Source organism: Parabacteroides goldsteinii (assembly GCF_020091425.1).
In the GTDB taxonomy this organism is placed as follows: Bacteria; Bacteroidota; Bacteroidia; order Bacteroidales; family Tannerellaceae; genus Parabacteroides; species Parabacteroides goldsteinii.
Genome location: NZ_CP081906.1, coordinates 6392012 through 6405167 on the forward strand (window position 1 = coordinate 6392012; position 13156 = coordinate 6405167).

At 42.8% G+C, this 13156-nt stretch carries 8 protein-coding genes; 4 read left to right on the forward strand and 4 right to left on the reverse strand.

Features of this window, described 5'->3' with window-relative positions; genetic code table 11:
* Positions 1–188 precede the first annotated feature (188 nt).
* Positions 189–1988, reverse strand: a complete 1800-nt coding sequence (gene rpsA, locus K6V26_RS26235) for a 30S ribosomal protein S1 (protein ID WP_009859790.1) — start codon at positions 1986–1988, stop codon at positions 189–191.
* A 277-nt stretch (positions 1989–2265) separates the two neighbouring features.
* Here rpsA and K6V26_RS26240 point away from each other — a divergent pair, with 277 nt between their 5' ends.
* The 3 genes from K6V26_RS26240 (at position 2266) to K6V26_RS26250 (ending at position 8760) form a co-directional block, all read left to right on the forward strand.
* Positions 2266–4377 carry a tetratricopeptide repeat-containing sensor histidine kinase gene (locus K6V26_RS26240; RefSeq protein WP_224264263.1) on the forward strand — a complete coding sequence of 704 codons (2112 nt, stop codon included), beginning with the start codon at positions 2266–2268 and terminating at the stop codon, positions 4375–4377.
* 107 nt (positions 4378–4484) lie between these two features.
* Complete coding sequence (locus K6V26_RS26245) at positions 4485–6581, forward strand: tetratricopeptide repeat-containing sensor histidine kinase (RefSeq protein ID WP_224264264.1); 2097 nt, start codon at positions 4485–4487, stop codon at positions 6579–6581.
* A gap of 34 nt (positions 6582–6615) precedes the next feature.
* Positions 6616–8760: a tetratricopeptide repeat-containing sensor histidine kinase gene (locus K6V26_RS26250; RefSeq protein ID WP_224264265.1), complete on the forward strand. Its 2145-nt coding sequence runs from the start codon at positions 6616–6618 to the stop codon at positions 8758–8760.
* Here the strand turns inward: K6V26_RS26250 and K6V26_RS26255 are convergent.
* Both K6V26_RS26255 and K6V26_RS26260 read right to left on the reverse strand, forming a co-directional pair.
* Complete coding sequence (locus K6V26_RS26255; RefSeq protein WP_224264266.1) at positions 8672–9037, reverse strand: hypothetical protein; 366 nt, start codon at positions 9035–9037, stop codon at positions 8672–8674. The two genes, K6V26_RS26250 and K6V26_RS26255, sit on opposite strands and share 89 nt — an antisense overlap.
* Before the next feature lie 2 nt (positions 9038–9039).
* Positions 9040–9597, reverse strand: a complete 558-nt coding sequence (locus K6V26_RS26260) for an RNA polymerase sigma factor (protein WP_046146215.1) — start codon at positions 9595–9597, stop codon at positions 9040–9042.
* 647 nt (positions 9598–10244) lie between these two features.
* Between K6V26_RS26260 and K6V26_RS26265 the strand changes: the two genes are divergently transcribed.
* Complete coding sequence (locus tag K6V26_RS26265) at positions 10245–11120, forward strand: Rpn family recombination-promoting nuclease/putative transposase (protein WP_224264267.1); 876 nt, start codon at positions 10245–10247, stop codon at positions 11118–11120.
* Between the two features lie 670 nt (positions 11121–11790).
* On the opposite strand, the gene K6V26_RS26270 is transcribed toward K6V26_RS26265, so the two are convergent.
* Positions 11791–12732 carry a hypothetical protein gene (locus K6V26_RS26270; protein WP_007656874.1) on the reverse strand — a complete coding sequence of 314 codons (942 nt, stop codon included), beginning with the start codon at positions 12730–12732 and terminating at the stop codon, positions 11791–11793.
* Between the last annotated feature and the right edge of the window lie 424 nt (positions 12733–13156).

Sequence of the window (13156 nt, forward strand, 5' to 3'; positions counted from 1 at the left end):
ATTCAAGTAACTTCAACAAAGTTCTGTAATTAATTTAAAATACGCAAACTTATCAGGAGTAAAAATAGATGAAAGTCAACAAATATATAGCCTTTCATTATTGAGTGAGTGAATAGGGGGAGGAAATAAAGAAAAAGGAGTTGTTTTCGAAAAAACAACTCCTTTATATCGATTATCAGTGATACTGATTATTTACCTGAAAGTTTTTCTTTCAAAGCAGCCAGTTCTTCAATGTCACCCAGTGTAGTCTTTTCAACCGGACCAGTTACCATTGCAGAAGATTCTTCGTTCTTGTTGTTGCGTCTTGCTGACGGTTTTTTGTCACCAGCAGGAGCATCTTTCTTAGCGCCCTTCTGTTCATCTTCGAAGATGCGGCTGTGAGAAAGGATGATACGTTTTGCTTCTTTGTTGAATTCGATTACCTTGAACTGTAGTTTTTCGTCTACAGCAGCCTGAGAACCGTCTTCTTTTACCAGGTGTTTCGGAGTTGCGAAACCTTCTACACCATAAGGCAAGGATACGACAGCGCCCTTGTCAAGTACTTCGATGATTGTACCTTCGTGGATTGAACCTACTGTGAAGATAGTTTCAAATACATCCCAGGGATTTTCTTCCAGTTGTTTGTGGCCTAAGCTCAAACGACGGTTTTCCTTGTCGATTTCCAGTACCTGAACTTCGATTTCTGCACCGATCTGAGTGAATTCGCTCGGGTGTTTGATCTTCTTAGTCCAAGAAAGGTCAGAGATGTGGATTAAGCCGTCAACGCCTTCTTCGATTTCTACGAATACACCGAAGTTAGTGAAGTTACGAACTTTAGCTGTGTGGCGTGAACCAACCGGGAAGCGAGATTCGATATCTTCCCATGGGTCAGCTTTCAGCTGTTTGATACCCAGAGACATCTTACGTTCGTCACGATCCAAAGTCAGGATAACTGCTTCGATTTCGTCACCAACCTTCATGAAGTCCTGAGCACTGCGCAGGTGCTGAGTCCAGCTCATTTCTGATACGTGGATCAAACCTTCTACGCCGGCAGCGATTTCGATGAATGCGCCGTAGTCAGCCATAACAACCACTTTACCTTTCACTTTGTCACCTACTTTCAAGTCCGGATCCAAAGCATCCCAAGGATGCGGAGTCAGCTGTTTCAAGCCGAGAGCGATACGTTTCTTTTCGTCATCGAAGTCAAGGATAACAACATTGATTTTCTGATCAAGCTGAACGATTTCTTCCGGATGAGAAACACGGCCCCAGGAAAGGTCTGTGATATGGATCAAACCGTCTACGCCACCCAAGTCGATGAATACACCGTAAGAAGTGATGTTTTTAACAGTTCCTTCCAGAACCTGTCCTTTTTCCAGTTTAGAGATAATATCTTTCTTCTGTGCTTCAAGCTCTGCTTCGATAAGAGCCTTGTGAGATACAACAACGTTCTTGAATTCCTGGTTGATCTTAACGATCTTGAATTCCATTGTCTTACCTACAAATACATCGTAATCGCGGATCGGTTTAACGTCGATCTGAGAACCCGGTAAGAATGCTTCGATACCGAATACGTCAACGATCATACCGCCCTTCGTACGACATTTGATGTAACCTTTGATAATTTCGTCTTTTTCAAGAGCTTCGTTAACACGATCCCAAGAACGTGTAGCGCGAGCTTTCTTGTGAGAAAGGATCAACTGTCCTTTTTTGTCTTCCTGGTTTTCGATGTAAACTTCTACTTCGTCACCAATTTTCAGATCCGGATTGTAACGGAATTCCGCCATTGATACAACACCGTCTGATTTGAAACCGATGTTCACTACAACTTCACGTTTGTTCATTGCAGTAACGGTTCCCATAACGACTTCCTTATCCTTTACAGTGTTCAGGGTTTCGTCATACGTTTTTACAAGGTCGTCCTTGCTTACGTCACCGTAAGTTTCTCCCTTTTCATAGGAGTCCCAGTTGAAATCTTCAACCGGCTGAATGTTCTTTAAATTTTCCATTCTCTAATTGTTAATACTTAAGTTTGTTTTAATTAGTAAGTTAGACATTATGTTGTCATCTCTCAAAAATCGGGGCAAAGGTAATGCTTTTTTCTGATATACAATAGTTTTGCTCTGGAAATTATGCTTTATATCTCTTGCTTTTTCAGGGTAGGGATCACTTGTATCTGTTTTTGTCCGTTGGATTGCCTTTTTGTTTTTGTGTTATATAAGATGTGTTGAATATTAATATGTTTCGTCAAAATAATATTATCTTTGCACCTTATTCTTCTACATTATGTATAAAGGTAGTTTCCGCCAGCATCTAAAACAGGGCTCTCTCTGTCTATATTGTATTCTTTGTATATTTATATGTATAAAGGCTACTGCAACAAACCGCACAATACGCCTGGATAGCCTGAAAGCCATCTTGTCTGAGAATCCGTCGCCGGATGTCGCTATAAAAACATTAAAAGAACTATCCGACCTTTACAGGCAAAAACCGGAAGAGGCAGGTTATCTGCATCGATTACTGAATCTCGGTATTCAAGTGGATTCTGTGCAGGCCGTATATGCAGCCGCAGCAAACCTTTCCCGTTATTATTATGATGACAATAAATCGGACAGTGTTGTTTACTGGGCCAAATATATAGATTCTATCGGCAAAAGCCGGCAGGAGCTTTCGGATGGTTTGTTTGAGGCTTACAGCTATGTTTGCCTGGACCATCTGTGGATGGAAAATTATGAACTGGCAATGAATGAGGCTATCCGTCTCTATAACCTGGCGTGTAGCAGGAATCATATATACGGTCAGATTCGTTGTGGTGAGAATCTGGGGCATATTTATCAGGCGATCCGCCGTGACAGCGATGCTGTCGTGGTTTTCCAGGCGGCATTGGATAAACAGGAAGAAGTGGGTAAGAAGTTAACGTTCAGTATCCGTCTGGTTTCCTATCAACTGGAATCACTCTTGCGTATTAATAAGCTGGATAGTGCCGAGGTTTTGTTGGTTAAATATAAGAAACTGCTGGACGAACAGGAAAAAGTAAATAAAAATACCGGTACGGTCTATCCTGTAGATCGTTATCGTTGGATTATGCATTCTTTTTATGCGGAATACTACCTGAAAAGAAAAGATTTTGCAAATGCGCGCAAGTCGCTGGACAACGCAGAAAGGTTCGTAGGAAAGGAAACCATAAGTAATGATTTTGCCGTATTTGCTTACCTTTATATACAAGCCCGCTATAATAAGGAGGTTGGCAACTATACGGCAGCGCATAAATATATCGACGAACTGCTGGAAAGCTGGAAGACTCCCGATTGCCTGCAATTAAAAGCCGATATTTTATCCGAAGCAGGAGATTTCAAGAATGCTATCCAGGCTTACAAAGACGTAATATCGGAGACTTCCAAGATCAACAACGAGGCTTTTACCCGTCAGATCAACCAGCTCCGTACACTGTATGATCTGAATGACAAGGAAATGCAAGAAAAAGAGTTGGAAATCAGCCGGATGAATGTGGATATAAAAGAACACCAGCTCGTCTTGTCCATGTCGGTTTCCGTTATCCTGTTGCTGATATTATACATCCTTTATTTTTCATTCCGCCGTACCCGCCGGTTGAAAGATGTCTTGCTGAAAGAAAGGGAAGCGTTGATTGAATCAGAGAAGAACCTCCGTGTCGCCAAAGACAAGGCTGAAGAGGCAAACCAGGCAAAAACAACCTTTATCGCCAATATCAGCCATGAGGTACGTACTCCCTTGAATGCAATTGTCGGTTTTGCCAGCCTGCTATCCGATTCCTCTTGTACACAGGAAGAAAAAGAAGAATTCTCTTCCATTATCAGTAATAATACCGAATTGCTGCTGAACCTGGTCAACGATGTCCTGTGTCTTTCGCAGATAGAAGCCGGAAACCTGAATTTTTCCATCCGCCCGGTCAACCTTGCCGACTGTTGCCGGAATTCGATAGATACGATCCGCCACCGGGTTGTGGAGGGTGTTTCTTTGACATTTACACCGGATGATCCTTCCCTGCTATTAAACACCGACCCCTTGCGCTTGCAACAATTATTGGTAAATCTTTTGATCAATGCCGCCAAGTTCACGGAGAAGGGAGAGATAAATCTGTCCTTTCATTCTGATCAGGGGGCAAATGCCGTCGACCTGATCGTTACAGATACCGGCTGCGGAATACCTGCCGATAAGGTAGCATTAATATTCAAACATTTTGAGAAAATAGACGAATATAAGCAAGGAACCGGGATCGGACTTTCAATCTGTCAGGCTATTGCCGGAGCTTTGGGGAGGTACAATCCGACTGGATTCGGGCTATACCCAGGGGGCCAGATTTATCTTCACTCATCCTTGTTGAAACAGGGAATTTTTGCAGCAGAAAGTATCGAATAGCGGGAAGAATTGAAATTCATAATGACTTATGGAAAAATATATTAAATAATTCCGTCCGGTATAAATATTTATTCGTAAGTTTGCCAATCGCTGTAAGTAAAATATGCATGAAGACGAAAAGTCTGTTTAAAAGGGGTATAAAATTTGTATGTATTGTAGTTCTTTTACTTTGCTCTGTTTCAGCCTTTTCCCAAAATGAGATAGGGAGGATACGAACAGATAGTCTGCGTAATGTTCTGCAAAAAGCAAAGACACCAGAAGAGAAACTTACTGTTTTGAAAGAGTTGGTTACGATCAACCGGCAGCAAAAAGTAGAAGTCTCTTTAGGCAAGGAAATTATGGATATAGCGATGCAGCTCGATTCCTTTCCGCTCGTTTATAACACCATGGCCGAGTTGGGCCGTTATTATTACAATCTGGATATGCGTGACAGCATTTTGTATTGGTACTCTATGATCGATACGATTTCCCGTCGGCGTAAGGAATGTCCCGATGCTTTGTTCACGGCCGGAAGCCTGGTCTGCCAGAATTATTTGTGGGGCGAAGATTATGAGCAAGCGATGAACGAAGCTATCCGGCAGGTTAATCTGGCGAATAGGGAACATCAGGAATACGGACAGGCAAGAGGCAACTATAATCTGGCCTTGATCTATCAGGTTGTCGGACAAGATAGTAATGCCGTAGATATTTTTCGTAAAGGCTTGGTCTGGTTGGATAAGAATCCGGATTGGCCCGTGTTGGAGTTGCAATATCTTTCGGATATGGTGATTTCGACGCTTCGCCTCGATCTGTTTGATGAATCGGAAAAGCTGTTAATGCGTTATGGGAAACTGCTCGATATGATGGAGCAGGATTATGAAACAAAAGGCTATTTCTTTCAGGTCCGTTATCATCGTTGCCTGCTGAACTCCGAATTTTCCGAACTTTATACCCGGAACGGAAAAATGAGGAAAGCACATGACTATTTGAAAAAAGCTGCGGCTTATATGAGTGACTCATTGGGCGTCTTTGTAAAATTCACCTTTTATCAATCCGAAGCTCTCTATTATATAAAGACCGGAGATAACCGCCTGGCACTGTCTGCGATCGATAATGCGCTGGCTTTGGGCGGCAATCTGGATATGATGACGCTGAAAATGCAGGTTCTGCGCCGTAGCGGACAATTGAAAGAAGCGATCCAAGTATATAAAAAGATACTGGAAATGAATACGGCTGTTAACAATAATGCCTTCGACCGTCAGATGGCCCAACTTCGTGTCCTGAACGATTTGAACGATGGCGAGAAACGAACCCGTGAATTGGAACATCAGGATGCACAGATCGCCTCCAGGCAGCGCCTGCTGATCCATATTCTGGCAACGATCGGACTGTTGTTGATGCTGGTCTCCCTGCTATACCGGTTGTACCGTCGTACCCGGCGTTTAAAAAATGAATTATTGAATGAGAAAGATTCATTGGTTGAATCGGAAAAGCAACTGCGGGTAATCAAAGAGAAGGCAGTAGAAGCAAACCAGTTGAAATCTGTTTTTATCTCGAATATCAGCCATGAAGTGCGCACTCCTTTAAATGCTATTGTCGGTTTTTCCGAGTTGCTGGTCGACAATTCTTTCCCGGAAGAGGAGAAGATCACTTTTGCTGCAACGATCAAGCGTAGTTCAGAGTTATTGATGAGCCTGATAAACGATGTACTCGACCTGTCCCGGCTTGAATCCGGTAATTATAATTTTACGATCAAAGAATGGGATGCTGTTGCGCTTTGCCGTGAGATCGCAGCGTCTCTGGAAGATAAAGCTATGCCGGGCGTAAAGTTGAATTGTGTTTCTGCAGTGGACTCTTTTCTTTTGAACACCGACAGGTTCCGTTTACTGCAATTGTTAGGACATTTGCTTTCGAATGCACTGAAATTTACCCTTGAGGGAGAAGTAAATCTGATATTTGAAACAGACCGGGAGAATAACACAGTCCGTTTTATCGTGGCTGATACCGGCTGCGGCATTCCGCTGGAAATGGCTGATAAGATATTCGAACGTTTTGAAAAACTGGATGACTTTAAGGAAGGCACGGGATTGGGGCTGACCATTTGCCGGAATATCGCCGGACGTTTTGGCGGTTCGTTATACCTGGATACTTCTTATCCGGAGATGTCGAAAGGGGCTTGTTTTGTTTTTGTCCATCCTTGCGGTTTAGAAAATAGTAAAGATTAATCCGATTAAAAGTATGAGAGTCCGGAATATATATATGAACAAATGCTTCCTGGTTACATTCCTGCTGTGTGTAATCTCACACTATTCTTTGCCGGCACAACCTGATTCTCTGCTGATATCGCATAAGATCGATAGCCTGAAGTCGCTTGTGGCCGCATCGGTCGACCCTCATGTAACGATACCGTTGTTGACCAGCCTGGCGGATCTGACTAACCAGACACCTGCCGAGATCGGATGGCTTGAACGGTGTTACGAAGAGGCTTGCCGGATCGATTCGATCCCCGCCGTTTATTTCGCCCTGCTCAATCTGTCGCGCCATTATTATAATGAATACGGGCAACGGGATAGTATCTTGTATTGGGGAAGGAAGGTCGATTCGATCAGTAAAAGCCGGAACGAATATCCTAACGCCCTGTTCGATGTGAAAAGTTATTCCTGCCAGGACCTGCTTTGGAGCGGCGAATATGAACAGGCTTTGAATGAAGCTTTAAACGAGTATCGTCTGGCAAGTGACATTAAACATCTCTATGGTCTGGTCAGGTGTACCGAGAGTCTGGGGTTGATCTACAGGCGAATGAATCGTTGTAATGATGCGGTGGATGTTTTTCAGGAAGGTCTCGAGATGCTGGAGAATATGGATTGCACTGAAGCAAAGAGAACGGAAACCCGTATGCGAATGACAGCGTACCAGGCAGAATGTGCTTCCAGGGAGATTCCTTTTGAACGGGCCATAGGCATATTTGAACGTTATGAAGCAGCTGTCGACTCCATGGCTGCAATGACGAGCCGGATGGAAACCTTTGTCAATGTCAAGAGGGAATATTGGTTACTTTATTCTTTATTTGCAGACTTGTATATCCGTGAGAATATGCTGGCAGAAGCAAGGCGGATGCTGGCGAAAGCCGGGAAATATGCCGGAAATATCGTGGTTGAAGGCGATTATGCCGAAAATACTTATCTGGCAACTCTGGCTCATTATTACAGGAAAACGGGGAATACTACCCGGGCTCTGCAACTGATGGATGAAATATTTAAAACGGAACGTATTCCTGGCGATCTGCAGTTTAAAGCGGACATACTGGAAGAGCAGGGGCGGTTGGCTGAAGCTCTGGTTTTGTACGACGAATTGAATGACATAAGTTTACAGCAAAATAAGGAAACTTTCTTTCGCCAGGTTAACCAGCTCCGTGCCTTGCATGAACTGAGGAATAAAGAAGCGCAGGAACATGAGATGCAATTAAATAATGAACGTATGGCAGAGAAACAACATCTGATTATTTTCTTATCCGCCGTTTTTCTCGTCCTGTTATACCTCTCATATGTGTTGTTTTGCTATTATCAGCGTGCCCGCCGGCTGAAGAACGAACTGCTGTTGGAGAAACATTCACTGTTGGAGTCTGAAAACAGTCTGAAATCTGAAAAGGTGAAAGCAGAGGAAGCCAGCCGTATGAAAAGTACCTTTATTGCCAATATGAGCCATGAGATACGTACGCCCTTGAATGCAATTGTCGGTTTTTCCGATCTGTTGGTCGACGACTCGACTGATCAGGAGGAGCGTGAAGAGTATGCTGTTGTTATCCATAATAACACCGAGCAACTGTTGAACCTGGTCAACGACGTGCTCGACCTGTCCCGTATGGAGACTGGCGACCTGAACTTCAAATTCGCCGATTACTCATTGACCGAATGTTGCCAGAGCGCTCTGGATAGTGTTTGCCACAGGATCCCGGAGGGAGTGGAACTGACCTTTACCCCGGATAGTATCCCGGTTACGCTTCATACCGATAAATTGCGCCTGCAACAAATCCTGACTAATTTGCTTACAAACTCGGGCAAGTTTACACAGGAGGGAGAGATCAACCTGTCCTACAAAGTCGATGAAGATGGCAAACAGGTGCATATCGCTGTGACCGATACCGGTTGCGGCATCCCGAAAGAAAAGCAGGCGGCTGTGTTCCGCCGTTTTGAAAAGCTGGATGATTATAAGTCGGGGGCGGGCCTGGGACTATCTATCTGTACACTGATCGCGGACCGTTTAGGCGGGGCTCTCTCCATTGACCCCACCTATGAGAATGGCGCCCGCTTCATCTTTACTCATCCTTGTGAAATACCTTCCTCAGTTTATAATCAAGGAACAGGAGGATCAACGTTAGTATTCCGATATAAAAATAAAAGCTGAAGATAGGAAGATCTATTTGGGGCCATTCTATTTTGTTGGGCCAGATTATTTGCGGGAAATCCATGTAGAAGAGGAAAGCGACAGCCATTCCCAGCATTCCCAGCGAAGCTGCAATGACAGCAGCCAGCCCGAACCACTCGTTCCGTTTTTTAACCTTGACGGTTTCTTTAGCAATCTGCTGCATCACATTCAGACGGAAGGATACAGGCAACTCTTCTTCCGGCATTTGCCTGAACAAGTTTTCCAGTATATCAGGTTGTTTTTGGTTGCTGTCCATATTTAATTTTCCTCCATTCCTTTAATTAATACAAATAACTTTTTCCGTATACGGTGTAATTTCACTTTGATGTTCGATGTTCCGAGACCGGTTATCACGGTCAGTTCCTCCACCGTTTTCTCTTTCATGTAAAAGAGCAGGATCAGCGCCCTCTCATCCGGCGGAAGCAGTTCGAGGGCTGCTTCCAGCTTATCGAGTTGTTCGGTCGCCGATGTACGTCCCAACATCTCGCTGACCTCTTCTTCCGACACATTGCTGATCTGCGATTCCTCAATGGCGACAAACTCTTGTCTTTTCCTGCGCAATTCCGAAATAGCCGTGTTATAGGCAATCCGGTAAATCCAGGTGGAGAAACTACAATCGCCCTTGAAAGACGACAACTTACGAAAGACCTTCATAAATACATCTTGTGCCAGTTCTTCCGCATCTTCCTTGCTATGTACCATTCTAAGGATTAACGAATGAACCGGACGACTGTATCTATCGAGCAGACAGGCAAAGCATCCTGTATCTCCCGCTTGTATCCTTTCTATGTAATATGCGTCGCTATACAACTCCATCCTACCTTATGGACGCAAGTTCGGCAATTTGGTTACAACTTACAACTGAAAAATGTGAAAAAGATACGTTCAGTATAAAGTATTACAAAGAAAGGAGGGTTTATATTGGGATACAAAGTAATGCATATCACAGTTGCATTCCTTTTGTTTCACAGATGGATTCCGTTTGTTTCACAATTGAGTTTCTTTTGTATCACGGCTGTGATACGAATAGAGAATTCCATATATTTGTTTGTTGATTTTTGTTTCAGTATTTGTCAGAATTGAACTATTTGTGCCTCATTAATGGGGCTTTGCCCCATGCCGCAGGCTCTCTTTTGCCGTCAGTTTCAACTGACGGATAGATAATCTTTCCGGTTTTACCGGATTCCTCTGTGGGTTTCAACCCCTTTTCCAAGTATTATGAAAGGGGATAAATCCCACAAAGGAAGAGGCTTTGCCTCCTGTATTTAAAACCGTCAGTTGAAACTGACGGCAAAAGAAAGCCTACGGCACAAGGCGAGCCTTGTTTAAAAGACACTGTAGATAGCTCATTATTTTCTACATATGACTCAAATAATCTTTTTCTCCAGTTGGATTAAATAAAATATTGCTTACATTTGTCCCGTTACCTGTTTCAGGTGATAAACAACTAAAACTATTGACTTATGGAAAAGTATGTGAACATCATGCTCGACAAGGCTTTTAAAACCGTATTCGGTGAAAAGCAAGTAGCAATCGACTTTATCAACGCCACGCTCGAGGGCGAACGCCAGGTGAAAGACCTGACCTATCTCGATAAAGAAATCCAACCCGAAGTAATAGAGCAACGCACGGTGATTTTCGATCTCCTTTGTGAAGATGCGGACGGGAGTAAATTTGTGCTTGAAATGCAGAATTGTCCCCAACATTATTTCTTTAACCGCGGATTTTATTACATTTGTCGAATGATCTCCCGTCAGGGAGAGAGCGGAGCTGACTGGAAGTATAGCTTGCTTCCGGTATATGGCATCTACCTGTTGAACTTTAGTCTGCCTGAATTTCAGAGTTGGCGCACCGATGTGGTGCTGGCCAATGAGGCGACAGGTAAAACTTTAGGCGAGGTCAAACTGAAACAGATTTATCTGTCGTTCGATCTGTTCAATCTAAGAGAAGAGGAATGCAAAACGCCTCTTGAAAATATGGTTTATATATTGAAGAATATGAATTTATTTGATATGTCTCCGTTTAAGGAGAAAAACGATGCTTTCAAACGCCTGCTCGACGTAGCAAACCTGAATGCAATGACTCCTCACGAACGGGCAGTTTACGATGAGAACCTGAAGATTTACCGTGACTGGCGCAATACGCTGGAATATGCGGTAGAGGAAGCAGAGGTGAAAGGACTGAAAAAAGGCAAGCTTGAAGGGATAGCTGAAGGAAAAGCTGAAGGGATAGCCGAAGGACAACGTCAAATTGCTGCCAATTTTAAAAATCAGGGAGTTAATATTGAGACAATTGCTCAGTGCACCGGCCTGTCTGTTGAAGAGATAAACGGATTGTAATCTATTCACATGATATTGAATCAGCAAAGTCCCGAATCATCGGAGTGCTTTGCTGATTTGTTGTATCAGGGTTCTGTCTGGTTTGAATGTTTCATCAAATGTACTGTCATACTATCATATTTTTGTGTAATGTGCAAATAATCAGAATATTACTCTATGATAGTTGCCGTTTTCAACTATCATAATACTGTCATAAAACCATCATTTGGACTATATTTTAACTAAACAGACCTTGTTTAGGACCTAAAAAAGGCTTTATAAATAGGATATAATTGCACTTATATATCGCTTTCCCTTCTATATGTTTTGCCAAAATATATAGACTAATTTCACAGGAATACATACTTTTTGTTCTCAAGATGCCCTTCTCAGCCTGTTTTACACCCGGATGTTGACTATGCCCAGACCCGGGTCTCAACATTGTCGACACCCGGGTCTCGAACAACATAAGTAACTACTTCCCTGAAAATAAGTCATATACTTCAGTAAAATAAGAAGCATATATTGGGGTTCAGGATAAAACTATGATAGTTGCGTGATAGGTAAATGATAGTTGAAAACAGGAACTATCATAGGATAACATATTGATTATAGGTATATTATATAAAAATATGATAGTATGATAGTTCTTTTATATTTATGATAGTTATGAAAAACGCTTTTCATCTTTTTAATGGCTGTGTTCATAAGCATCCGAGTCGAACCGGTCCATATCCGGATCGCTTACGAGATATTGGTAGAGGTCTGAATAGCCGTTCTTATCCAGTATCCGGTGTTTCTCCAACTGGAATTTGAGTTGCTCCAGACCCATTATCCCAAATCCATGAATGTCCAGCAGGGAATCGAGGCCGGTTGTTTCCATATAGCGCAACAGATCTTCCATTGTTTCTATATGTAGTTCTTCGAGCACTTTACGGATATAGGGAGAGAGGGTCAGGTCTGTAAGTGGTTTATTAAGGCGCCGGGCTGCATCCAAAGGGACATGGATTAATGATTTGGAGATAGTAAACTGCAAACCCGCTTTAAGGCCCTTTTTATACAACCGGTTCAGTTCATACTCCAAATTTCTGTTTTCTAGTTCCAGGCGTTCTATCTCCAGTGCCTGGTTGGTTATTGTCTTCTGATATTCAAGCATAAAGCGGGTATCTGATTCCAGGTGGGATACGATGGTTTTATACCGCTGACACATACCGTCGTACGTCATTCCGCAACGCTCGGCAACGTCCTGTATCTTTGCGCCTCCCGTTATTTCGTCGAATATATAACGTGCTTTTTTGTCTTCAATAAAAGAGGATAGTTCGGCAATTATTACTTTAAGCAGGGGAGAGATCGTGGTGGCAGTGCGCAGGCTGAAAAGATAATCGTCGTAGCGGGCGATGATTTCGTTGGCCTCTTCCTCTTTGTCCTGGATGATCAATTGCAGATAGAGTTTTTGTATTCCCAGATGTTCGATACAGGAAATGAAGCGATTCAAGTTTCCGACATCGACTAAGGGTTCACCGCCTTTAAACGAATAAGAGTTTATCTTTCTGGAATCGGCCCATTTTCGAATCTCTTCTGCCGGGAAACCGGTCAGCTGGGCGGCTTGTTCAATAGTAATACGTGCAGCCATACTAGTAGGGTTATAAATAAAACATATTTGTCCTTAAAATATGCGGGTGCTGGATGGCGTTATAAGAGTAGAGTGGTCCTTTCATAAAAAAAGAAAGGGCGGCGGACTGAACTTTTATCTAAATGAAGGTTCGGCTAAGACCCAACAACGAATAAAAGTCAGCCGCACGCCCCCCTTTATCTGTATACAATAGTATATCCATACTACAACAGCAGCATAGATAACAGGTATATTCGGTAAAGGGTTGCGAGGGCTTTCTTTGTGCATTCGTTCTTAAGAAAATTTAGCCGATTTTCATTTAGACGCACAAATATCACACGCAACACAAGACTTCAATTCAAAAGCCTTTTCGAATGCAAATATACATATTAATAATATTTCAACCTATGATAATCCATCTCTTATTTTATTTATCATGTCATCA

What these genes read in the sequence shown, in the direction of transcription:
- rpsA (WP_009859790.1), bottom strand. Translation starts at nt 1,988, where the DNA reads ATGGAAAATTTAAAGAACATTCAGCCGGTTGAAGATTTCAACTGGGAC.
- K6V26_RS26240 (WP_224264263.1), top strand. Translation starts at nt 2,266, where the DNA reads ATGTATAAAGGTAGTTTCCGCCAGCATCTAAAACAGGGCTCTCTCTGT.
- K6V26_RS26245 (WP_224264264.1), top strand. Translation starts at nt 4,485, where the DNA reads ATGAAGACGAAAAGTCTGTTTAAAAGGGGTATAAAATTTGTATGTATT.
- K6V26_RS26250 (WP_224264265.1), top strand. Translation starts at nt 6,616, where the DNA reads ATGAACAAATGCTTCCTGGTTACATTCCTGCTGTGTGTAATCTCACAC.
- K6V26_RS26255 (WP_224264266.1), bottom strand. Translation starts at nt 9,037, where the DNA reads ATGGACAGCAACCAAAAACAACCTGATATACTGGAAAACTTGTTCAGG.
- K6V26_RS26260 (WP_046146215.1), bottom strand. Translation starts at nt 9,597, where the DNA reads ATGGAGTTGTATAGCGACGCATATTACATAGAAAGGATACAAGCGGGA.
- K6V26_RS26265 (WP_224264267.1), top strand. Translation starts at nt 10,245, where the DNA reads ATGGAAAAGTATGTGAACATCATGCTCGACAAGGCTTTTAAAACCGTA.
- K6V26_RS26270 (WP_007656874.1), bottom strand. Translation starts at nt 12,732, where the DNA reads ATGGCTGCACGTATTACTATTGAACAAGCCGCCCAGCTGACCGGTTTC.